This window comes from Corynebacterium glaucum, assembly GCF_002287505.1.
In the GTDB taxonomy this organism is placed as follows: Bacteria; Actinomycetota; Actinomycetes; order Mycobacteriales; family Mycobacteriaceae; genus Corynebacterium; species Corynebacterium glaucum.
The window spans coordinates 762,545-783,764 of the sequence record NZ_CP019688.1; the positions used below are offsets into that span (position 1 = coordinate 762,545).

The 21,220-nt window shown below is 62.9% G+C and carries 20 protein-coding genes and 1 tRNA gene; 11 read left to right on the top strand and 10 right to left on the bottom strand.

Annotated features, from left to right (window positions below; genetic code table 11):
- Nucleotides 1-3 precede the first annotated feature (3 nt).
- Both sepX and CGLAU_RS03775 read left to right on the top strand, forming a co-directional pair.
- Nucleotides 4-1,269 (top strand): divisome protein SepX/GlpR, encoded by a 1,266-nt coding sequence (sepX, locus tag CGLAU_RS03770; RefSeq protein WP_095659541.1) that lies wholly within the window; start codon nt 4-6, stop codon nt 1,267-1,269.
- 74 nt (nt 1,270-1,343) lie between these two features.
- Nucleotides 1,344-1,416 (top strand) — tRNA-Ala (locus CGLAU_RS03775).
- Nucleotides 1,417-1,510: 94 nt separating this feature from the next.
- Here the strand turns inward: CGLAU_RS03775 and CGLAU_RS03780 are convergent.
- A complete protein-coding gene (locus tag CGLAU_RS03780) occupies nt 1,511-2,725 on the bottom strand; it encodes an IS481 family transposase (protein ID WP_095661019.1) in 1,215 nt (404 codons plus the stop codon).
- A gap of 1 nt (nt 2,726) precedes the next feature.
- Between CGLAU_RS03780 and CGLAU_RS03785 the strand changes: the two genes are divergently transcribed.
- On the top strand, nt 2,727-4,076 hold the full coding sequence (locus CGLAU_RS03785) for an IS256 family transposase (RefSeq protein WP_095658980.1): 1,350 nt from the start codon (nt 2,727-2,729) through the stop codon (nt 4,074-4,076).
- Between the two features lie 239 nt (nt 4,077-4,315).
- Here the strand turns inward: CGLAU_RS03785 and CGLAU_RS03790 are convergent, their stop codons facing one another.
- Together CGLAU_RS03790 and CGLAU_RS03795 are read right to left on the bottom strand one after the other, a co-directional pair.
- A complete protein-coding gene (locus tag CGLAU_RS03790; protein ID WP_095659542.1) occupies nt 4,316-4,612 on the bottom strand; it encodes a metal-sensitive transcriptional regulator in 297 nt (98 codons plus the stop codon).
- Between the two features lie 7 nt (nt 4,613-4,619).
- Entirely contained in the window at nt 4,620-6,743 is a 2,124-nt protein-coding gene (locus CGLAU_RS03795) for a heavy metal translocating P-type ATPase (RefSeq protein ID WP_095659543.1), read from the bottom strand.
- Between the two features lie 109 nt (nt 6,744-6,852).
- Between CGLAU_RS03795 and CGLAU_RS03800 the strand changes: the two genes are divergently transcribed.
- Nucleotides 6,853-7,461 carry a cation efflux transmembrane domain-containing protein gene (locus tag CGLAU_RS03800; RefSeq protein ID WP_095659544.1) on the top strand — a complete coding sequence of 203 codons (609 nt, stop codon included), beginning with the start codon at nt 6,853-6,855 and terminating at the stop codon, nt 7,459-7,461.
- An 84-nt stretch (nt 7,462-7,545) separates the two neighbouring features.
- On the opposite strand, the gene CGLAU_RS03805 is transcribed toward CGLAU_RS03800, so the two are convergent.
- From CGLAU_RS03805 to CGLAU_RS03820, 4 genes are all read right to left on the bottom strand, one after another.
- Nucleotides 7,546-8,709, bottom strand: a complete 1,164-nt coding sequence (locus CGLAU_RS03805) for an MFS transporter (RefSeq protein ID WP_095659545.1) — start codon at nt 8,707-8,709, stop codon at nt 7,546-7,548.
- A gap of 68 nt (nt 8,710-8,777) precedes the next feature.
- The gene (locus CGLAU_RS03810) at nt 8,778-9,380 is read right to left on the bottom strand and encodes a TetR/AcrR family transcriptional regulator (protein WP_095661020.1); all 603 of its coding nucleotides are present in this window, start codon (nt 9,378-9,380) and stop codon (nt 8,778-8,780) included.
- Nucleotides 9,381-9,465: 85 nt separating this feature from the next.
- Entirely contained in the window at nt 9,466-9,909 is a 444-nt protein-coding gene (locus CGLAU_RS03815) for a thiamine pyrophosphate-dependent enzyme (protein WP_095659546.1), read from the bottom strand.
- Complete coding sequence (locus tag CGLAU_RS03820; RefSeq protein WP_198305006.1) at nt 9,851-10,447, bottom strand: DNA-3-methyladenine glycosylase I; 597 nt, start codon at nt 10,445-10,447, stop codon at nt 9,851-9,853. The genes CGLAU_RS03815 and CGLAU_RS03820 overlap by 59 nt, the downstream gene beginning before the upstream one ends.
- Nucleotides 10,448-10,493: 46 nt before the next feature.
- On the opposite strand from CGLAU_RS03820, the gene CGLAU_RS03825 reads away from it, so the two are divergent.
- Nucleotides 10,494-10,904, top strand: a complete 411-nt coding sequence (locus CGLAU_RS03825) for a DoxX family protein (RefSeq protein ID WP_095659548.1) — start codon at nt 10,494-10,496, stop codon at nt 10,902-10,904.
- On the top strand, nt 10,897-11,535 hold the full coding sequence (locus CGLAU_RS03830) for a zf-HC2 domain-containing protein (RefSeq protein ID WP_198305007.1): 639 nt from the start codon (nt 10,897-10,899) through the stop codon (nt 11,533-11,535). Before CGLAU_RS03825 ends, CGLAU_RS03830 begins: the two co-directional genes overlap by 8 nt.
- A 17-nt stretch (nt 11,536-11,552) precedes the next feature.
- Here the strand turns inward: CGLAU_RS03830 and CGLAU_RS03835 are convergent, their stop codons facing one another.
- On the bottom strand, nt 11,553-13,217 hold the full coding sequence (locus CGLAU_RS03835; protein ID WP_095659550.1) for a dolichyl-phosphate-mannose--protein mannosyltransferase: 1,665 nt from the start codon (nt 13,215-13,217) through the stop codon (nt 11,553-11,555).
- Here CGLAU_RS03835 and rsmI point away from each other — a divergent pair.
- From rsmI to metG, 3 genes are all read left to right on the top strand, one after another.
- Nucleotides 13,195-14,064, top strand: coding sequence for a 16S rRNA (cytidine(1402)-2'-O)-methyltransferase (gene rsmI / locus CGLAU_RS03840; RefSeq protein ID WP_095659551.1), 870 nt, complete (start codon nt 13,195-13,197; stop codon nt 14,062-14,064). The genes CGLAU_RS03835 and rsmI overlap by 23 nt on opposite strands.
- A 72-nt stretch (nt 14,065-14,136) precedes the next feature.
- On the top strand, nt 14,137-15,912 hold the full coding sequence (locus tag CGLAU_RS03845; protein ID WP_095659552.1) for a BCCT family transporter: 1,776 nt from the start codon (nt 14,137-14,139) through the stop codon (nt 15,910-15,912).
- Nucleotides 15,913-15,936: 24 nt separating this feature from the next.
- Entirely contained in the window at nt 15,937-17,784 is a 1,848-nt protein-coding gene (gene metG, locus CGLAU_RS03850) for a methionine--tRNA ligase (RefSeq protein WP_095659553.1), read from the top strand.
- Between the two features lie 22 nt (nt 17,785-17,806).
- Here the strand turns inward: metG and CGLAU_RS03855 are convergent, their stop codons facing one another.
- Together CGLAU_RS03855 and CGLAU_RS03860 are read right to left on the bottom strand one after the other, a co-directional pair.
- Nucleotides 17,807-18,727, bottom strand: a complete 921-nt coding sequence (locus CGLAU_RS03855) for an alpha/beta hydrolase fold domain-containing protein (RefSeq protein ID WP_198305008.1) — start codon at nt 18,725-18,727, stop codon at nt 17,807-17,809.
- Nucleotides 18,724-19,113, bottom strand: a complete 390-nt coding sequence (locus CGLAU_RS03860) for a DUF3806 domain-containing protein (RefSeq protein ID WP_095659554.1) — start codon at nt 19,111-19,113, stop codon at nt 18,724-18,726. Before CGLAU_RS03860 ends, CGLAU_RS03855 begins: the two co-directional genes overlap by 4 nt.
- Nucleotides 19,114-19,126: 13 nt before the next feature.
- Here CGLAU_RS03860 and CGLAU_RS03865 point away from each other — a divergent pair, with 13 nt between their 5' ends.
- Nucleotides 19,127-19,960 carry a TatD family hydrolase gene (locus CGLAU_RS03865; RefSeq protein WP_095659555.1) on the top strand — a complete coding sequence of 278 codons (834 nt, stop codon included), beginning with the start codon at nt 19,127-19,129 and terminating at the stop codon, nt 19,958-19,960.
- A 101-nt stretch (nt 19,961-20,061) separates the two neighbouring features.
- Nucleotides 20,062-21,219, top strand: a complete 1,158-nt coding sequence (locus tag CGLAU_RS03870) for a resuscitation-promoting factor (RefSeq protein ID WP_095659556.1) — start codon at nt 20,062-20,064, stop codon at nt 21,217-21,219.
- The last annotated feature ends 1 nt before the right edge of the window (nt 21,220 follow it).

Genomic DNA, 21,220 nt, shown 5'->3' on the forward strand with positions numbered 1-21,220 from the left:
CTTATGGGCAGCCCGAGCCTGATCATTCTGCTGATCGTCGTCGTGTGGGTGATTGTTCTCGCCCCGCTCGCGTTCGGAAACAACAAGCCGATCCGCCGCTCCGGCCAGGGCTACGAGGAGACCCGCGTGCTCCACGAAGGCGGCACCATGCCAATGGTCGAGCGTCGCCGCCCCAAGCTCACGGCTGCTGATGTGCACCACTACGAGGCTTCGGAGGACGAGGACTACGAGCTTGTCGAGGCAGTTTCGGATGAGGAGCAAGTGCTTATCGACGACACCTCCGCGAGCATGAAGACCCTCATCTCCAGGACTGCCGGCGTGAGCCGGAAGCTCGCTCCCAATGTGATCGAGGCTGATGAGGTCGAGGAGGTCAAGGAAGCCGAGGCGGCCGAGGGTGCCGAGGGTGCCGAGGGCACTGTTGAATCCAACGAGGTCGAGGCTCCGGCGGCAGGTGGCTCCACTGCCTACTCGGTGCTGCAGGCGCAGGCGGAAGACTCGGACGAAGACGAAGACGAAGACGAAGCGCAGGCGGAGTACGAGCTGGCTGAGTCCTACCTTGCACCCGCTGACTTCGGATACGTCTCAGAAGAGGCATCGGCCGCGGCTGAGGATCAGGCTGTCGTGCTCGAACATGGAGAGACTGACACCGAGGACAACGCGGCGGATTCGGACATCGAGGTGGCTGCGGATGCCGATACTTCGAGCGTCGAACTCGAGGACGCCGACATTGCATTCGCCGAAGCTCGCAAGGGCCGCGGCGGCTACGATCCGCAGCGTGATGCGCTCACCCGCGCTGACCGGCTCAAGCGCCGCAAGATCACGTTCATCTCGCTCCTGGCGGCATCCGCGATCACGCTTATAGCGGCGCTCATCGTCGGTGGTTGGATGTGGGTGCTGCCTGCGATCACTGTCGGTCTGACGCTGTGGTTCATGGTCGCGCTGCGCCGCGTAGTCAAGCAAGAGCAGGAACTGCGCGCCCGCCGGATGCGCCAGCTGCGCCGCGCCCGCCTGGGTGTGGACACCGAGGACCGTCCTGCCATCGTGGAGCGGGAGCGCTACCGTGCCGGTGCCGTCATCATGGACCTTGATGATGAGAGCCCGGACTTCGACCACCTGCCGCGCTACCGTCAGGCCGAGCCGGAGTACGGCACCATCGAGCGCGAGCGCCGCGTGCCTGTTCGAGTCGGCGGCCGTTACGACGATTTTGGCGATGACGACAGTTACGACGACTACGAGAGCTACGGCGATTTCGGCGACCGCGCCAGCTAGGGCTACGTCGTTAGTCCAGCTCAGCCTGGCGATTTAACAGTTGCGTGGGAGGGGAGTAACCTCACTTCCCACACGGGGCTATAGCTCAGTTGGTAGAGCGTTGCGTTCGCAATGCAAAGGCCAGGGGTTCGATTCCCCTTAGCTCCACTTTGTCCTGAGTCGCGACATGCTTGACAGATGAGTCGCGACATGGTGGACAAACCGGTGCCTCGGTTTTTGGTTTTCTGGGGTGCCGGTTTTGTCATTGGTGGGGGTTGAGGGGTGGGTCTCCTGTTTTCCAGTAGGGCTTTTGGTAGTCGCGACTGGTGTCGATGTAGTGCTCTGTGATGACTTCGCCGGTGTCGGCCAATGACGTGATGATGTGTTTGTCGGTGATGACCATGAGGATTTTCTTGCTGGCGTATGCGCGTCCGATGCCGAGGTGGAAGAGTTTTCCGGCGTAGCGGACGGTGGTTTTGCCGTTAGTGCATACGGTGTCGTTTCTGATTCGCCATTCTTCTTTGGGGTTGTCGCGTGGGCTGGCTTTGGCCCCAGTGGTGTAGACCTGCGCTGGGGTACGTCTGCCGAGTGCGCGGTGGGGGCGTTGGGTGTTGTAGTAATCAGCGAATTCGTCGAGGAGGTGCTGCAGCTCGTTGATGGTGGGCGCTGGTGATCTGGCGGCGAGCCATTTCTTGAGTGTCTGGTGGAAGCGTTCGATTTTGCCTTGGGTTTGGGGATGTCCGGGGCGACCATTCTTTTGCTGGATACGGTTGGCGGTGAGCACTTTCTCGAAGGCGTTCCTGCCGCCTTTTCGCCCGGCCAAGCGGGCGGTGAAGACGAGCCCGTTGTCGGTCAGCGTTGATGCTGGCGGCCCGTATGTGCTGATGAGGCGGGTCAATTCGGCAGCGACTGCCGCCCCGCTGAAGGCCGCGGCGGCGGTGATTGACATCAGGTAGCGGGAGTGGTCGTCGATGAAGTCGAGGACTTCGACTCGGGTGCCGTCAGCGAGGAACACGTGGGTGATGTCGGCCTGCCAGATTTCGTTGCACAGCGCTGCCTCAAAGCGGATGTAGGAGCTTTTGGGGCGCTTCTTCGGCTCTGGGGTCACCAAACCGGCATCGGTGAGGATCCGTCTGATTGTTGAGGTTGACGGCACCCGTTTGTCCTGCGCGGCTAAGTGGTAGGCAATAGTTTCCGGTCCCGCATCAAGGCCATGGCGGGTGAGCTGTTTGCGCATATCGATGATGTCGTTGCGCAGTGCTTCTGGAACCGCTTGCGGGTGCGTGTGCGGGGCCCGAGATTTCGGGGCGACGGCGGCATCGCCGCCGGCATCGTAGTCGGCGAGGATTTGATACACACGCTGGCGGCTGACACCGAAGCGTTTCGCCACCGCGGCAACTTTTTGTTTCTGGTCGCGCACTGCGAGGGTGTCAGGAGTTTTGTGTGTGAGGCTCTGATCTGAAGGAGTTTCACCGATAATGACTACGGTGTCACCGAAGAAAAGCCATGACCCGGCCAGGGTCAATGAGATCAGCGAGAAGCTGATGGATAACCCCGAGCTCGCCAAGCTCATCGGGGAGCTGTCCACCTCCACCGACGATGCCAGCGAGCTGGTCAAGGGGCTTTTACAGGCCTCGATCAATGCCGGTCTACAGGCGGAGATGGATGCCCATTTGGGCTATGAGCACTCTGACCGCAAAGCCAAAGCTGAGGTTGACACCCGCGGTGAGGATAACCACCGCAACGGGTCGTATACCAAGACCGTCGACTCTGGCTACGGCCCGCTGGAAGTAACCATGCCAAGGGATCGGGCGGGGACGTTTGCCCCGCAGATGGTGCCAAAGGGGGCCCGCAGGCTCACTGAGCTTGATGACATGATCATTTCCCTGTATGCGGGCGGGATGACAGTGCGAGACATCCAGCACCACCTCGCAACCACCCTCGGGGTGGACATGAGCCCCGATACGATCAGCACGATCACCGACGCGGTACTCGATGAGGTGATGATGTGGCAGAACCGACAGCTCGAAGAGTTCTACCCGGTGATCTTTCTCGACGCATTGCGGATCAAGATCCGCGATGGTAACCGCGTGGTCAACAAGTCCTGCTACATGGCCGTTGGTGTCGACATGGACGGCATCAAACACATCCTTGGGTTGTGGATCGCCGGTAACGAAGGTGCCGCATTCTGGGCGTCCGTGTGCGCTGACCTTGCCAACCGTGGGGTCCAAGACGTGTTCATCGTCTGCTGCGACGGGCTCAAAGGCTTACCCGATGCGGTGGAGGCAACCTGGCCGAACTCGATGGTGCAAACCTGTATCGTGCACCTGATTCGGGCTGCGAACAGGTGGGTGTCCTACCAAGACCGCAAACCCGTATCGAGTGCGTTACGGGAGGTCTACACCGCACCGAACGAGGACACCGCCCGCGCCGCCCTGGACGCGTTCGAAGCCTCTGAGCTAGGGCGCCGCTACCCGCAGTCGGTGAAGGTGTGGCGTGATGCGTGGGAGCAGTTCGTGCCGTTTTTGCAGTTCCCGCCAGCGGCCCGGAGGGTGCTCTACACCACGAACGCGATCGAATCGCTCAATGCTGAACTGCGCAAAGCTACCCGCAACCGGGGCCAGTTCCCGAACGACACCGCGGCGCTGAAGACGCTGTGGTTGATGATTTGCAACATCGAAGACAAACGCGCCGCCCAGCGGGCGAAGAAGGCAAAACGGGCAATCGAATGCAACGGCTATATTGAAGGGGCGAAAGCCACCGGGTGGAAACAAGCCATCAACCAACTAGCCGTGGCATACCCCGACCGATTCGCGGACTACCTGTAAACCAAGCCCCCGCACACAAACAATCGGACACCCTCCGCACTGCACGAACGATGGCGAGATTGCGGTTGGGACTGTTCATCTGTCAAACATGTCCCGACTCACCTGTCAAGCATCACTCATCAAGTTAAGGTCGGCCTAAGTGTCAAGTATGTCTCGACTCACCTGTCAAGCATCAGGACCATCGCCGCTGGAACATGGTGTCAAATATGTCGTGAACCTAGACACCCTTAGCTCCACTTCTAGGATTTCAGCATCCGGGCAATCGCCTCGGATGCTTCCTTTATTTTGTGCTCAGCACCCTCGCCGCTGTTCACGGCCTCGGTGACGCAGTGCTTGAGGTGGTCCTGCAGTAGCGCCACAGCGACGTTCTCCAGCGCGGAGTTCACCGCGCTGATCTGCGTGAGGATGTCGATGCAGTACTTCTCTTCCTCGATCATTCGCTGCAAACCTCTGGTTTGGCCCTCAATGCGCTTGAGCCGGGCGAGGTAGCGGTCCTTGTCGCTGATGTAGCCGTAGTGTTCGGACGTAGATGACATGGTCTACCTATGCATTCTCGAGAAGCCGGGCGGTGCTGGCTTCGGGGTTGAGATCGAGGCGGCGCAGCAACTGGGCGTTCAGCGCCACAATCACCGTGGATGCGGACATGAGGATTGCTCCCACGCTCATCGGCATCACAAAGCCGATGGGTGCGAGCACACCAGCTGCGAGCGGCACAGCCGCGAGGTTGTAACCCGCTGCCCACCAGAGGTTCTGTTGCATCTTCTTGTAGGTTTCGCGGGACAAGTCGATGACGGACAGTACCGAGCGCGGATCCGAGGACGCCAGAATGACGCCTGCGGAGCCGATTGCCACATCGGTGCCCGCGCCGATGGCGATGCCGACGTCAGCTTGCGCCAGGGAGGGGGCATCGTTGACACCGTCGCCAACCATGGCCACCGTGCGCCCCTCGCGCTGCAGTTCCTCGACCTTCGCGGCCTTATCCTCCGGGCGAACACCCGCGTAGACGCGGTCGATGCCCAGTTCTGCTGCGACGCTCTCGGCGACAGCTTCAGCATCGCCGGTGATCATCACGACCTCGACGTCGGCGGCGTGGAGCGCCTTGACCGCGTCGAAGGACTCTTCCCGGATCTTGTCGGCGAGGCGCAGGGCGCCGATAACGTGGCCGTCGGCAAGCACATGCAAGATGATTGCCCCCTCCTCCCGCCAGGTGCTGGCGACCTTGAGTTCGTCGGCGCTGCGCTCCTCGACGAGGTACGGGCCGCCGACCTCGATGACGGTGCCGTCGACCGTGGCGCGCACGCCGACTGCTGGGGAGGAGGAGAAGTCGCTGGCGCGGGGAACCTCAAGCTGCTGTTCTTCGGCGGCGCTGACGATCGCGCGGGCCAGCGGGTGCTCACTGTCGGACTCAGCCGCGGCGGCGAGGGCGAGCAGTTCGTTGTCGCTGTAACCCTCGACGGGTTCAAGCGCGGTGACGGTGGGTTCGCCCTGCGTCAGGGTGCCGGTCTTGTCAAAGAGCACCGCGTCGACGTTTCGCATCGATTCGAGCGCGAGGCGGTCCTTGATCAGCACGCCGGCGCGGGCGGCACGCTCCGTCGCAATCGAGACAACCAGCGGGATGGCGAGGCCGAGCGCGTGCGGGCAGGCGATGACCATGACGGTGATGGTGCGCTCGACTGCCTCATCGGGCCGGCCGAGGAAACTCCACACCACTGCCGTGATCACGGCAGCGCCGATGGTGAACCAGAACAGCCAACCGGCAGCGGTATCAGCGAGGCGCTGGGCGCGTGACGACGACGCCTGCGCATCCGAGACCAGTTTTTGGATCCCTGCGAGCGCGGTGTCGTCGCCGGTGGCGGTGACCTCAACTCGCAATCCCGAATCGGTCGCGATCGTGCCCGCCACGACGTTTTCTCCGGTTTCGCGGCGCACGGTCTTCGACTCGCCGGTGACCATGGACTCATCCATCGCGGCGCTGCCTTCGACAATCACGCCGTCTGCTGGGATCGAGGAACCGGGCCGGACGATGACCATGTCGCCGACCTCAAGTTCTGCCGGGGCGACCTTGACCACCTCGTCGCCGTCGACCTTTTCCGCCTCGTCCGGGAGTAGCGCCGCGAGCGAGTCGAGCGCTGAGGTGGTCTGCGCGAGCGAGCGCATCTCGATCCAGTGCCCCAGCAGCATGATCACCACAAGCATGGCGAGTTCCCACCAGAAGTCCAAGGTGTGCGGCAGCACCCCGAGGCTGGACAGCCACGACGCCACGAAGGCGACGGTGATGGCCAGGCCGATCAGCAGCATCATGCCGGGTTGGCGCTGGCGGATCTCATCCACCGCGCCGGTGAGGAAGGGCCAGCCGCCCCAGAAGTAGATCACCGTACCGAGCAGAGGTGAGACCCACGGCACCCAGGAGGCTTCTGGGAGGGAGTAGCCGATCAGGTCGGCGAACATCGCGTTGAAGCCCACGACCGGGATAGAGAGCGCCAGCATGATCCAGAACAGGCGGCGGAATTGGGCGACGTGATCGCCGTGATCGCCGTGGCCAGCATGGCCGCTGTGGCCACCGTGACCGCCATGCCCCTCATGGTCCTCGTGATCGTGGTGTTGATTGTCGTCGTGGTGTTGGTGGTGGGCGTGCGTGTGTGCTTCGCGTGTGTCTTGGTCGTGCATGGTCTATGAATCCCTTGCTCGTTGACGTCTGTATCTGACACCGACCGTATACCCCTGGGGGGTATATCTCAAGGGTGTTTATCCTCACGATGGGGTAGCATGCGCACGCGTGTCTACTGAACGTATCCGCCGCGCCGTACTCATCGTCGCGCTGCTGAACCTGGCCTACTTTTTCGTCGAATTCGCCGCCGCGATCGCAATCGGTTCTGCGTCGCTGTTCGCCGACTCCGCCGACTTCCTCGAAGACACCGCGATTAACCTCCTCGTGTTCTTCGCGGTCGCGTGGCCCGCGCAGCGCCGCCGGAAGGTCGGTGCCTTCCTCGCCGTCCTTATCCTCATCCCGGCCGTTGCCGCGATCGCCACCGTCATCTACAAGTTGCTCAATCCGGTCCCTCCATCGCCGGAAGGGCTCACCGGCGTGGCACTCGGCGCGCTCGTGGTCAACCTCGCGTGCGCAGTCATCTTGCTGCGGGTTCGGGATGAGGGCTCAAGCTTGACGACGGGCGCCTGGCTCGCCGCCCGCAACGATGCTCTCGCCAACCTGCTCATCATCGCCGCTGGCCTCCTCACGTTCGTCTGGGCGACCGCCTGGTTCGACATCATCGTCGGCGCGATCATCGCCGCGGTCAACCTGTCTGCATCGAAGGAAGTGTGGGAAGAATCCCGCGAGGAGCACGACTCGGTGGAAGAAGCGTTCGCGGAGATGGACTGCGACTAAGCCTCCGATTACTCCTCTGCGCTGCCCTCAGGAGTGGCGTGATCTTGGATTTTGCAGTTGCGCGTCGCCCCCCTTTATCTGGAATTAGATAGATGATGCGGCGGATCTCTTAAAGGGAACGGTTTGCGTTGCCAATACGATCGCCGCAAGGCAGGCGAACGCGGCCCCGGTCCACATAGCGATGGCAGGGTCATTACCGGCGATACTCATGGTAAGCGCGCTGACGGCAGTTCCCAGTGTCACGCCCATTGTGATCACAGAGGTGTGGACGGTGCTAACCAGATTTCCGGTCCCGCCTACCTCGGCTACGCGTGTGACAAGAGCGGGGTTCATGGAGACACCTGCGAGTCCGACTAGAAGCACCATTGTTACCGTGAGCCAACCAGTGGTTGCGAACATGGCGATGATGCTGAGCGAAATGATTAAGACTGCGTGTCCTATGCGCAACACCGTTACTGCGTGACTGTCGGCGAACTTGCCCACCACAAGATTCCCGATGAACGAGAACAGTCCATACGTCAGCAAGACCACGGTCGTGGTGTTCGGGCTTAGTCCCGAATTCCGTTCCAGGAGAGGCGTGAAATAGGTGAATGAACCGTAGGCGGCGCCGATGGTCAGCAGGCTGACCAGATAGCGGGACCATAGGCGGAGGGAACGGAGGTTGCGTAGGTCTTGTTCGCTAGCTTCCTGCGATGCGGGATCCCGCGAAGGCAACGCAAATAGACTCGCAACAAACAAGCAGAGCGCTATAAGTGCCAGCAGATAGAAGCTGGTCTGCCAACTGAGTGCGCCAGCAACGTAGTGTGACAGCGGCAGCCCGAATACGGTGCCAACCATGATTCCACCCAGCACAATTGAAATTGCTTCCCCGATTTTCGTTGGACTTTCCGCCAATTGAGCTCCGAAGGTCACTGATAGGCCAAACGTGGCTCCCGACAAGCAACCGGTCAAGATTCGAAAAATGGCTACCCACCAGTACTCGTGGATCAGCGGAACTAGGGCCTCGAGAACCGCATACAAGCCGACGACAGACAGTAAAGCTAGTTTAGGTCGGATGTGGCGCAGCATGTAGGCAACAGCAGGACCTCCAAGCGCCATGCCGAGTGAATACATCGAAACGAGGAGTCCCACCCGGCTGACCGAAGTGTCTAAATCCGTTGCGATTGACGGCATCATTCCGGCCACCTGCAACTCGCTCATCGACACGACCATGATCATGGTCATCAACAGGTATAAATGCTTTTTCATTACGTCACTTTCTGTATAAGAGAGTACAAAATTAGGGCAAAGCCGGGTTGGCGCAGCGGTTTAAAGTTCTATGGCAAGAGAGCAGTCAGCCCAAGTGAAGTCATAGATCGCAAGTCCCCGGGAGACCGCCCAGCTTGAGCCATCACTCGTAGCCCTGCGACAAGTGACACAATCAGCTGCGCCGCGTTCTCGGGGGCAACATTCTTTGAGATTGAGCCATCGGCCTGGCCCTGACGAACCGCTAGTGATAGCGCGGACAGCTGATTGTTTAAACCTTGGTCCAGCAGACGTCTGATGCGATCGTCTCGCCTCGCAACGTCGGGTGTCATGCGAGTGCCGATCGCCATGCATCCGGCAGCGTGGCCATCTTCTGCTGCACACACTTCTTCTTCAATCATGAGGTCGAAGTAGGCGTGCAAGCGCTCGATGCCATTGAGCGATTCGTCACCCAGTACCTCTCTCTGGGCTGCCGACGTGGTTTCCAGGTAGTGCTGCAGTGCTCGTACAAACAACTCGTCCTTCGAAGTAAAAGTGTTGTACAACGTGCTCCGTCGAACGCCCGCTGCTTCACAGAGCTGCTCCGTCGAGGTGTCTGTAAAACCATGAACACGGAACTCGCTCACTGCAGCGTCAAGTACAGATTTCTCGTCAAACATCCTTGGGCGGCCCATGCGGGCGACTCTAGCATGGTTATGGATTCCGTAGTACATAAAAGGCCCGTGTCTAAATCGCTTCACATTTACAGGCGAAACCGAATTACGCCTCTGCGCTGCCTTCAGGGGTGGCGTGATCTTGGTCGACTTTGGCGTGGAGGAGGACGACGTGGCCGTCGTCAAGCTTTTGAAAAGCTCTCTCGATGGTGCCGGGAACCTCCTCGTTGCGCTCGACGGTTTCGGCCCATGCGCCCATGGAGCGGGCCCACTCGGCGAAATCCGGGTTGACCAGCTGGGTGCCTGAGACGCGTCCCGGGTAGGTCTTTTCCTGGTTGGCGCGGATAGTGCCGTACTGCTCGTTGTCCACTAGCACGACCAGCATCGGGGTGTTGTAGCGCACGGCGGTGACGAGTTCTTGACCGTTCATCATGAGCTCGCCGTCACCGGTGAACGCGACCACGGTGCGCTGCAGGGCTACACCGCTCGAGTTAGACCCAGACTCCGGACGCGCCGCGGCGCCAGGTGCCCACCAGGTTGGTGTCCACAATGCCCACCGACTCCATCAGTGCGTACATGGTCACCGGGCCGACAAACGTGAAGCCTCGTGATTTCAGGTCTTTGGCCAGCTGCTCGGATTCTGGGGAGCGGGTGGGCACCTCCTCAACCGTGCGCGGCGCCGGGGTTTCGGCGGGCTGATACGACCAGATGAACTCCGCTAAGTCGGTGCCTTCCTCGCGGAGGGCGACGGTGGCTTGAGCATTCGTCACCGCGGCAGCGAGTTTGCGCCGGTTGCGTATCACGGAGGCGTCGTCAAGCAAATGCTCTACCTCCATACCTGCGACCGTGTCTGGGTCGAAACCGTGGAACGCGCGGCGCAGTGCCTCGCGCTTGGTCAGGATGAGCCGCCATGACAGCCCTACCTGGAACCCCTCGAGGGCGAGGCGCTCGAACATGCCGGCTTCGTCGCGGATGGGCATGCCCCACTCGGTGTCGTAGTAGTCGCGCAGCAGCGGGTCGGTGGCGGCCCACGGCGGGCGGGTGAGGCCGTCGGGACCGGTGATTGGGTAAGTGTGCTCCATACTCATTCGACTCCCTGCGATGCGGTTTGGTTCCATGAGTAGTCTTAGTCGCATGAACCGGCCCGCTGTACGCGACTTTGCACTGCTGCTCTTGCGCCTCGTGCTTGGCGTGGTGTTTGTGGCGCGCGGGTACCAACGCTGGTTCGGTCTTGGCATGGCTCAGACTGCACGCGACTTCGCCGCCGCGGGTGTTCCGCAGCCGCAGATCAGCGCCTATGTGGTCGGCACGGTGGAGCTGCTCGGCGGGGTGTTCCTGCTCATCGGATTGCTCACGACCATTGCGGCGTCGGTGTTGGCGCTGATGGTGCTGGCGGCGGGCTACTTCGTGCACTTCGACCACGGCCTCTTCGTCGAAGATGGCGGGGTGGAGTACCCGCTGGTGCTTGCGGTGTCGCTGTTCATGGTCGTGGTGTTCGGCTCGGGTCGCGCCAGCTTAGATGGGGTGCTCACCCGCAATGATTAACCACGAGGACGTTCAGGCAGCCCTGTCTGCACGACTCGATGGGGAGCTATCAGCGCTTGACGACGAAGTGGTGGACGCCCACCTGGCCGCCTGCGCGGAGTGCTCTCGATTTTGGGAGCGCTCGCTGGTGCTGTCCAAGCAGCTGAGCAAGGTCGACGGTCAACGCGACATGGTGCCGCCGGATCTGTCCGACGTAATCATGGCGGAAGTACGCGATCCGTTCTTGAAGATGGAGCAGCGTCGCGCGCTGACTTTGGCGATCGGCCGGGTGGCGCTGGGCGTGATGGCAGTGGCGTGGGCGCTGTGGGCGGTGAAACTCGTGGCCACCGGTGGCGAACCGGATCCGGTGCTCGCGTCCTTTGCGGCGGTGCGATTCGGTGTTGCGCTCGCGCTCGGGTTGTGCGCGTGGCGTCCACAACAGGTCGCAGGCGTGCTGTTGATCGTGGGCACCATGTTCACGTTCACCGCAGGGTTCGCGGTGCGCGACGCGGTGCTGCAGACCGGGGAATTCCAACCTGCGCTGGTATTCATTCCGCTGCTGACGTCAGTCGCGCTGGTGTGGACCTGGGTCGCCGACCGTGGGGGAGAGCTGCGCCGGGCGTGGGCGCATTTGAACGCTGACCCGAAGTAGCGTTTGGACGCGCGGCGCTACTTCCAGCTCGGCAGCCACATGAGGGACTGGTAGTAGTCCTCCGGCACCATGAAGCCGTAGAGAATCGGCGACCAGTAGACGAACGCGGCACCGACCAGCGCCATGTAGCCCACCACGGCGAGCTGGCCGCTTCGCAGCTGCTGCCCGGCGAGTTTGCGCACCCACTTCCAGGTCACCGGTTTGCCCTTCTGGGCGAGGTTGCCAAGCGCAAGCGCAATGAGCACCGCGGTGAACGGCACGAGTGCGGTGGCGTAGAAGAAGTACATCTGGCGGTCGAACGCGGCTAGCCACGGCAAGAACCCGGCGGCGAAGGCGATGAACGGCACGATCACGCGGAAGTCCTGGCGTGTGAGCCAGCCCCACGCTGCCCAAAGCAGAATCGGCACGGTGAGCCACCAAATCGGAGGCGTGCCGAAGAGGAAGATCATCTCGCGGCACTCCCCGCCATTGCCGCACTCGATGCCGGTGGAGGAGTAATAGAGGATCGGACGCGCAGCGACCAACCACGCCCAGGGCTTGGAGTCCCACGGGTGGGAGTGTCCGCCAGAGGAGGTCAGCGAGCCGTGGAAGTCGAGCACTGAGAAGTGGTAGTACAGCCAGTTGCCCACCGACGGCGGCAGGAGGTTCAGCCACGGCCAGTCCGAATCGGCAACGGTGCCGTCCACGTTCGCGTGGCGGTAGACCGAGGTTTCGGATGCGAACCACGCGCGCCACGACCAGAGGTAGAGCACCGCAGGCAGCAGCACAATCGACGCCAGCGCGGAAGGCACGTCGCGCAGCAGGGTGCCCGCAACCGGCTTTTTTACGCCGTAGCGGTTGCGCAGCCACAGATCCCAGAACGAGCCGAGCAGACCGAAGAAGGCGATGTAGTACAGACCCGACCACTTCACGCTCAGCGCTAGGCCCAGCAGCACGCCGGTGGCAAAGCGCCACCAGCGAAAGCCCACGCGCGGGCCCAACGGACCAGCTGTCTGCACCTCTCCAGCCAGCCACGCATCGTGCCAACGTTGGTGCACCTGGCGCATATCCCCGGCCAGCGTCCACGATGCAATCACGATGAAGAGCACCTGGAAGATATCGAGCATTCCGAACTTCGAGGCGACTAATAAGACTCCGTCGAAAAGCGCAATGGCTCCAGCGAGGATGCCGATCGAGGTGGATTGGCTCAGTCTGCGTGCCAGAAGGAACACGAAGACGACCACGGCTGAGCCGAACAGTGCCGTCATGATGCGCCAGCCGAGTGGGCTGTAGCCGAAGAGCGTCTCACCCATGGCAAGCAGTTGTTTGCCAAGCGGAGGGTGCACGACCAGGCCGTAGCCCGGATTGGACTCGATGCCGCCGAGCACGGGGTTAAACGAGCTGCGCACCATGTCCCAGCCCTGGGGGACGTAGTGCTTCTCGTCGAAAATCGGCGTGCCGCCGCTGGTGGGCTGGGTCAACCCGAGGAAGCGGGTGAACAGCGCGAAGGCGGCGATGACGATGGTGGCTTGGGTGTCGTGCTTCGACCACGGGACCGTCACCGGCGCTTGGGGCGCGGGCCGCTTCGGGCGCACGGGCTTTGGCGCGGGCGTGGTGGGGTTTGGCGCGACGGTACTCACGCCGAAGGATTGTAGCTGGGCGCAGCTAAGATCAGGCCCTATGGTCCCTCCGGTCACAGACATGTCTTCGCCCACAACCGGCGTGGTGCTCGCGGCGACTCCGCTGGGCAACATCCAAGACGCGTCGGAGCGGCTGCGCGACGCGCTCACGCAGGCGGATGTGATCGCGGCGGAGGACACGCGCCGGGCGAAAGCGCTTGCTGCGGCGCTGGGGGTGGAGGCGCGCGGGCGATTCGTGTCCAATTTTGACCACAACGAGGACGCCCGCCGCGAGGAGCTGCTGCGGGAGGCGCGCACCGGGATGGTGCTAGTGGTTACGGACGCAGGCATGCCGATCGTGTCGGATCCGGGGCTTGCGCTGGTGGCCGCCGCGCACGATGCGCAGGTCCCAGTCACGTGCATTCCCGGCCCGTCCGCGGTCACCACGGCGCTTGCGCTCTCCGGGCTCAACGTGGGCCATTTCATTTTCGACGGCTTCGCCCCACGCAAGGCAGGTCCACGCGAGGCGTGGTTGGAGTCGCTGAAACTTGAGCGCCGGGCCGTGTGCTTCTTCGAGTCCCCCCACCGCATCGCTGCGACGCTTGCCGACGCTGCGCGGATCTTAGGCGAGGGCCGCCGCGCCGCCGTGTGCCGCGAGCTGACCAAAACGTATGAGGAGGTCCGCCGCGCGGGCCTCGGAGAGCTCGCGGAGTGGGCGGCCGACGGGGTGCGCGGCGAAATCACAGTCGTCATCGAAGGCGGCGAACCAGAAGCAGCAGAGCCCGGAGACCTCGTGGGGGAGGTCGCGCGCCGCGTCGATGGCGGCCAGCGCATGAAAGACGCCGTCAAGGAAGTCGCCAGGCTGCACCGAGTCAAGAGCAGTTCGCTTTACGACGCGGCGCTGCTGGCCCTCAGCGATTCCCAAGAGTGAACTCGCCTGCCACCTGAATCTCAGCTAACCTGCGTGGTGCTTTGATATTCCCAATTCGATTCAGGAGACGTGATGTCACAACGTGATGAGAAGCAAGAACATCAACCCGACCAGCTAGAAGCAACCGCGACCGGTGAGCTCGCGGCGTTGATCGCTGCCGACCAGCGCGGCGACCTTCCGGAAGTGACAACGCCGGAAAACCACGTCGAGATGCAGTCCGACGCCGAGAACGCTCCGGTGTCCTGGAGCATCGTCGCACCGCTGGCCGTGATCATCGTGGCCATCGTCGCATGGGCACTTGCGGCTGGCGATAGCTTCAACACGTTCGCCTCGGACGCCTTTGCCTGGGTGATGGATAATTTCGGCTGGGCCTTCATCTTTTTCGGCACCGTGTTCGTGGTGTTCATTCTGGTGATCGCGCTGTCGAAGTTCGGCTCGATCCGTCTCGGCGCCGACGACGAGCAGCCGGAGTTCCGCACCACGTCGTGGATCGCGATGATGTTCGCAGCCGGCATGGGCATCGGTTTGATGTTCTTCGGTGCCTCCGAGCCGCTCGCGATGTACCTCGACGGCGTGCCGGGCCACGAGCCGAACGAAGTGGGCACCGCCATGGCGCAGACCATGTTCCACTGGACGCTTCACCCGTGGGCTCTCTATGCAGTGGTAGGCCTGGCAATTGCCTACTCCACGTTCCGTCTGGGCCGTAAGCAATTGCTCTCATCGGCGTTCATCCCGCTCATCGGCCAAGAGCGCGCCGACGGTTGGCTGGGTAAGTTCATTGACGGCTTCGCGGTCTTCGCCACCATCTTCGGCACCGCCTGCTCGTTGGGCCTGGGTGCGCTGCAGATTTCTTCCGGTCTGGAGGCCTCCGGTTTTGTCAACAACGCCTCCACCACGCTTATTGTCGGCATCGTCGCCGTGCTCACCCTGGCGTTCCTGCTTTCGGCCATGTCCGGCGTGAGCAAGGGCATCCAGTGGCTGAGTAACTTCAACATGGTTATCGCGGTAGTGCTGGCCATCTTCGTGTTCGTGCTGGGCCCGACCGTGTCCATTTTGAACCTGCTGCCGACCGCGGTGGGCACCTACCTCTCCCAGTTCTTCGAGATGGCCGCGCGCTCCGCTGAGTCGGCCGATGGCACCGCCGGCGAATTCCTCTCCGGCTGGACCATCTTCTACTGGGCATGGTGGGCGTCCTGGACCCCGTTCGTGGGGACCTTCCTGGCGCGCATTTCCCGCGGCCGCACCGTCCGCGAGTTCTGCCTCGGCGTCTTGCTGGTGCCCTCTGGCGTGTCCACCGTCTGGTTCGCTATCTTCGGCGGCACCGCCATCAAGTTGGAGCAAATGGGCCAGTCGATCTCCGGCGAATCCAACGAGGAGCAGCTGTTCAACCTGCTGCACACCCTGCCCGGCGGCTTCTTCATGGGCATCTTCGCCGTAATCCTCCTGGGCACCTTCTTCATCACCTCCGCGGACTCTGCTTCCACCGTGATGGCATCCCTGTCCCAGAACGGCAAGACCAACGCCAGCCCGTGGCTGGCTGCAGTGTGGGGCCTGGCCACCGCTGGTGTTGGCCTGGTGATGCTCACCGCCGGTGGTTCCGACGCGCTGAACAACCTGCAGAACGTCACCATTGTGGCCGTCGCACCGTTCCTGATCATCCTGGTGGCGCTCATGTTCGCCATCGTGAAGGACATTTCGAACGACTCCATCTACTTGGCGCAGAAGGAGCAGGAGCGGTTCGCCCGCCAGCTGGCCATCGAACGTCGCGCGCTGCGCGACCAAGCCGAGTTTGAACAGCGTCGCAAGCAGGTGGCGGGCATGTTCAAGGGATCGTCGAAAAGCAAATAGCTCGAGTGCCTTAAGCTTTGAACCATGACTGACTCCCAGAATGTTCTTGTGTGCGTGGCGTGGCCGTACGCGAATGGGCCGCGCCACATCGGGCACGTTGCAGGTTTCGGCGTGCCCTCGGACGTGTTCGCCCGTTACCAGCGAATGCGCGGCAAGAACGTGCTGATGGTCTCCGGCACCGACGAGCACGGCACGCCGCTGCTCGTGCAGGCGGACAAAGAAGGCGTGACCGTTAAGGAGCTCGCGGACCGCTACAACCGCCAGATTGTGGAGGACCTGGCTGGGTTGGGTCTGTCGTACGACCTGTTCACCCGCACCACCACGCGTAACCACTACGCGGTGGTGCAGGAGCTCTTCCGCGGGCTATACGACAACGGCTACATGGTCAAAGAAACCACCCAGGGTGCGATCTCGCCGTCGACGGGGCGCACGCTGCCGGACCGCTACATCGAGGGCACCTGCCCGATCTGTGGGGCAACCGATGCGCGCGGCGACCAGTGCGACACCTGCGGCAACCAGCTCGACCCGGCGGATCTGATCAACCCGGTATCCAAAATCAACGGCGAAACGCCGGAGTTCGTGGAGACGGAGCACTTCTTGCTCGACCTGCCGGCGCTGCATGACGCGCTGGAGGAGTGGCTGCGTGGGCGCGAAGATTGGCGCCCGAACGTACTGAAGTTCTCCCTCAACCTGCTCGAGGACATGCGCCCGCGCGCCATGACCCGCGACATCGACTGGGGCATTCCGGTGCCGGTCGAAGGCTGGGAGGACAACCCGTCGAAGAAGCTCTATGTCTGGTTCGATGCGGTGGTGGGCTACCTTTCCGCCTCGATTGAGTGGGCGCACCGCTCCGGCGATCCGGAGGCGTGGAAGGCGTGGTGGCAGGACTCGGCTACCGAGGGCTACTACTTCATGGGCAAGGACAACATCACCTTCCACTCCCAGATCTGGCCTGCGGAGCTTCTGGGTTACGCCGGCCGCGGGGCGAAAGGTGGCATGGCAGGCGAGTTGGGCGAGCTCAACCTGCCGACGGAGGTCGTGTCTTCGGAGTTCCTCACCATGTCGGGCTCCAAGTTCTCCTCGTCCAAGGGCGTGGTGATCTACGTCAAGGACTTCCTGGCCGAGTTCGGCCCGGATCCGCTGCGCTACTTCATCGCCGTCGCCGGCCCGGAGAACAACGACACCGACTTCACCTGGGACGAGTTTGTCCGCCGCGTGAACAACGAGCTGGCCAACGGCTGGGGCAATTTGGTCAACCGCACTGTGTCCATGGCGCACAAGAACTTCGGCCAGGTGCCGGCACCGGGCCCGCTCACGGACGCGGATCAGCGCATCTTGAAGCTGGCCGAGGAAACCTTCGAGTCCGCAGGTGCGGACCTCCACCGCGCGCACTTCAAGGCCGCGATCACCAAGATCATGCACGTCGTCGGCGAGGCGAACGCTTACATCGCCGAGATGGAGCCCTGGAGGCTGGCCAAGGACGACGCACAGCGTGAGCGCCTGGCCACCGTGCTGTGGACCGCGCTGCAGGTGGTTTCCGACTGCAACGCCATGCTCACCCCGTTCCTGCCGCACACGGCGCAGCGGGTCCACGAGACCCTCGGCCGCACCGGCGTGTGGGCTGCAGAGCCGCGCGTGGAGGACGTGGTGGACGACGCCGAGCACACCGCCGACTACAACCTGGTCGGCGTCGGTCTGCCGGAGGAAGGCCAGACCTACCCGATCATCACCGGCGACTACACCGCCGAGCAGGCGGTGTGGGAGCGCGTGGAGGTCACCCCGGGCACGGAGCTGTCCAAGCCGCAGCCGCTCATTGCAAAGCTGGATCCGGAGCTCGGTGAGACCGGCCCGGAGTGGGCCCCGGTTCAGTAGCTCGCTGTTACCCAGCTCGCAGTCAGTCCAGCTGGTCAGCAAGCCACCGGCGTGCGGAAGCAAGCATTTGCTTGACGACGCCTATGTCAAACGCCCAGAGCTCAACCGCATGCGGGGCGCCCTCGATGATTTCCAGCTGCGCCGGCACGCCGGCTGCGCGCAGCCGCGCGGTGTAGTCGCAGATTTCTGGATAGAACAGTTCGATGTCCCCGGCGGAAAGCCATGCGGGCGGCAGCCCTCGCAAGTCGTCGCGTCGAGCCGGGACTGAGTACTGCGGGACTGTCTCTGCTCCCGGCGCTTGCCCCAGGTAAGACGCCCAGGCAAACCGGGTTTGCGCGTTGTTGGCCACCGGCCGGTCGCGCGGGAAGTCGCGGGAGCGATCAGCCGTGGGGCGATCATCAAGCATGGGGCAAAACAGCCATTGCGCACGCGGCAGCGGACCACCTTCATCAAGCAACCGCTGGCACGCTGCCGCGGCCAACCCGCCGCCGGCACTTTCGCCGCCGATGGCAAACGGTGCACCGAACTCGTCGGCGTGCGCGTGCATCCACGCCCACGCCTCCAGCGCGAAGTTGAGGCCGGTGGGAAAGGGGTGCGCGGGCGAGAGCGGGTAGCGCGGGGCCACAACGGTCACGCCCACCTCGGCAGCGGTATTAGCGCACATCGGCCCGTCCTGGCTGGGGTGGCCAATGATGTGGCCGCCCCCATGCAGCCACATCAAGGCGCCCTTGGGCTTGTGAGGTCGGAAAATCAGGTAGTGCCCGCGGCGGAGCACGTCAACTCCTTCGCGGCGCGGGGTGGGAAAGAGCAGTTGCCCGTTCGAGGTGACCCAGCGGGTTGTGCGGTACTGCACCGGTGGGTGCGGGATGAGCCTGGCACGACGGCGCAGCTCGGGCCGGACGTACGGCATGATCGTCGGCTCGCCGCTGTGCGGGGTGGTCACAGGAACTGCGCCAAAAACGTGGTCAGCTTACCGGGTTCGTCGTCGTCGAAGCGGGCATGCACCACGACAAGCGGCGCCATGTACTTCTCGTCGCCTGCGTCCGGGTTCACGACGACCAGATCGGTGCCGTAGTCGTCGTCAAGCAACTGCCACCTGTACCCCTCGCGAACCAGTGACTGGCCGAGTGCCGTGCCGTAGATGCGGGCGGTCTCGCCGCGCGGGTAGGCGCGCTGCACGTCGGCGGGGAGTGCGAGGAAGTCGGTGAGCTCGGCCTCGAAGCTGCCGACGATGTCCGTCGGCGAACCGTTGATGCCGCGGCCGGCGGCTTCGGCGAGGTCGGAGTCGATCTGGGTTTGGGTGGCGGGGTCGATGTCGCGGAATGCCATAGTCTTGGATTCTATGAGCAAGAAGCCACGCCCCACACCCGTGCCCGCCGAGCGAATCGACGGGCTGATCGACGCGCACACCCACCTCGCTTCGGCGAAGGCGCGCACCAAAGAAGAGGTCGATGCGATTGTCGCGCGCGCGGTCGAGGCGGGCGTCGAGCGCATTTGTACGGTGGGCGACGGGCTGGAGGAGGCGGAACTTGCCCTGCAGGCCGCGCATTTCAACGAGCGGGTGGTTGCGGCTTGTGCGATCCATCCGACAAGAGCTCAAGAGCTTGACGACGGCGCGCGGAGCCGCCTAACCGAAATGGCCGCTGACCCGCGCTGCGTGGCGGTCGGCGAGACCGGCATCGACACGTATTGGCTCGAGCACGACCCGGAGCGCACCGCGCCGCTGGAGGTCCAGGAGGAGGCGCTGCGCTGGCACATTGATCTAGCGGTGCAATCAGGTAAGGCCTTGATGATTCATAACCGGGAGGGTGATGCGGAGCTGATGCGGATTCTGGCCGATGCGCCGCGCCCGGAGCACGTGATTTTGCACTGCTTCTCTTCACCGATCGAGGTGGCGCGGGAGGCGTTGGACCGCGGCTACGTGCTGAGCTTTGCCGGCAACGTCACGTTCAAGCGCAATGACTTCCTTCGCGAGGCGGCGGCGCTGGCACCGGCGGGGCAGTACTTGGTTGAGACGGATGCGCCGTACATGACACCAGAGCCGTTCCGGGGCGCGCGCAACGAGCCGGCGTTCATCGGCCACACCGCGAAGGTCATTGCCGAAGCGCGCGGTGCGGATGTGACTCAAGTGGCCCAGGAGATAGGAGAGACGTTTTCGCAGGTCTACGGCGTGTGAATTCATACCAATTTCAGGTAATGGCTTGAAAGTAATGAAGCCGTTACCGTATTGTGACCTTGTATCGAAAAGCCTAAACCCCTAAGGATGCGTTCTTTCCTATGGCTGCTCACTCGGCAAAACGCTCGACTCGGCGACTGAATCCGGCGAACTCCGCACCCACGCGTGTGGCAGCAGGTGTCATTACAGGCGCCGTCGTGGTTGGCGGCGCCGGCACCGCGCTGGCTGCTCAGAAGGACATCGTCGTCGATGTCAACGGCGAAGCCACCAACGTGAAGACCTTCGCGGGTGACGTGGAAGGCACTCTTCAGGCTGCGGGGGTATCATTCGGGGCGCAAGATTTGGTCTACCCGGCGCTGACCGACAAGGTGGTCAATGGAGATACTGTGACTGTGCGAACGGCGAAGCCGGTCGCTGTGGTGGTTGACGGTGTGCAGCAGCAGCTCACCTCGACCGCCGAAACCGTGGGGGATCTGATGGCTGAGGCTGGTGTGGGTGTGGACGCCGCCACCGACATTGACCGATCCGAACCGGTTACCGAGGGATTGACCGTGGACGTTACCACTCCGAAAGTAGTTGCAATCACCGTTGCAGGGGACACCGTCCTCACCACCCAGGCCGCGAAGACCGTGGGCGAGCTGCTCTCGTCGCGCGGCGTGACCGTGGACTCCAACGACCGCCTGAACCATGCTTTGACCGACCCGATCACCCCGAACATGGAGATCGTGCTGGACCGCGTTGAGGTGCACCGCGGCTCCGAGATCATCAAGACCGACCTGCCGGCGAACTACATCGACGACCCGGAGCTTGAAGAGGGTGTCGAGGAGGTGCGCGTAGAGGGCAAGCCGAACGAGAAGATGGTCATCCGCCACACCGTGATCGTCAACGGCGAAATCGAGACCGACGAGATTCTTCGTGAGCGCGAAACCATCAAGGGCAAGCCGGCCACCATCGCGCGCGGCACGAAGCCGACCGGCGGCAACACTGGCGCTGCAGCACCGGCAGTGGCCAACGGCTCCGTGTGGGATTCCCTCGCACAGTGTGAATCCGGTGGCAACTGGTCCATCAACACCGGCAACGGTTACCACGGCGGCCTGCAGTTCTCCGCGTCCACCTGGGCTGCCTACGGCGGCACCCAGTACGCACCGACCGCGGACCAGGCAACCCGCGAGCAGCAGATCGCGGTTGCGCAGCGCACCCAGGCCTCCCAGGGTTGGGGCGCCTGGCCTGCATGCACCGCGAAACTGGGCATTCGCTAAA

Coding starts and splice junctions, on each gene's coding strand:
- sepX (WP_095659541.1), top strand. CDS start 4: ATGGGCAGCCCGAGCCTGATCATTCTGCTGATCGTCGTCGTGTGGGTG.
- CGLAU_RS03785 (WP_095658980.1), top strand. CDS start 2,727: ATGACTACGGTGTCACCGAAGAAAAGCCATGACCCGGCCAGGGTCAAT.
- CGLAU_RS03790 (WP_095659542.1), bottom strand. CDS start 4,612: ATGTCATCTACGTCCGAACACTACGGCTACATCAGCGACAAGGACCGC.
- CGLAU_RS03795 (WP_095659543.1), bottom strand. CDS start 6,743: ATGCACGACCAAGACACACGCGAAGCACACACGCACGCCCACCACCAA.
- CGLAU_RS03805 (WP_095659545.1), bottom strand. CDS start 8,709: ATGAAAAAGCATTTATACCTGTTGATGACCATGATCATGGTCGTGTCG.
- CGLAU_RS03810 (WP_095661020.1), bottom strand. CDS start 9,380: ATGGGCCGCCCAAGGATGTTTGACGAGAAATCTGTACTTGACGCTGCA.
- CGLAU_RS03820 (WP_198305006.1), bottom strand. CDS start 10,447: ATGAGTATGGAGCACACTTACCCAATCACCGGTCCCGACGGCCTCACC.
- CGLAU_RS03825 (WP_095659548.1), top strand. CDS start 10,494: ATGAACCGGCCCGCTGTACGCGACTTTGCACTGCTGCTCTTGCGCCTC.
- CGLAU_RS03830 (WP_198305007.1), top strand. CDS start 10,897: ATGATTAACCACGAGGACGTTCAGGCAGCCCTGTCTGCACGACTCGAT.
- rsmI (WP_095659551.1), top strand. CDS start 13,195: ATGGTCCCTCCGGTCACAGACATGTCTTCGCCCACAACCGGCGTGGTG.
- CGLAU_RS03835 (WP_095659550.1), bottom strand. CDS start 13,217: ATGTCTGTGACCGGAGGGACCATAGGGCCTGATCTTAGCTGCGCCCAG.
- CGLAU_RS03845 (WP_095659552.1), top strand. CDS start 14,137: ATGTCACAACGTGATGAGAAGCAAGAACATCAACCCGACCAGCTAGAA.
- metG (WP_095659553.1), top strand. CDS start 15,937: ATGACTGACTCCCAGAATGTTCTTGTGTGCGTGGCGTGGCCGTACGCG.
- CGLAU_RS03860 (WP_095659554.1), bottom strand. CDS start 19,113: ATGGCATTCCGCGACATCGACCCCGCCACCCAAACCCAGATCGACTCC.
- CGLAU_RS03865 (WP_095659555.1), top strand. CDS start 19,127: ATGAGCAAGAAGCCACGCCCCACACCCGTGCCCGCCGAGCGAATCGAC.
- CGLAU_RS03870 (WP_095659556.1), top strand. CDS start 20,062: ATGGCTGCTCACTCGGCAAAACGCTCGACTCGGCGACTGAATCCGGCG.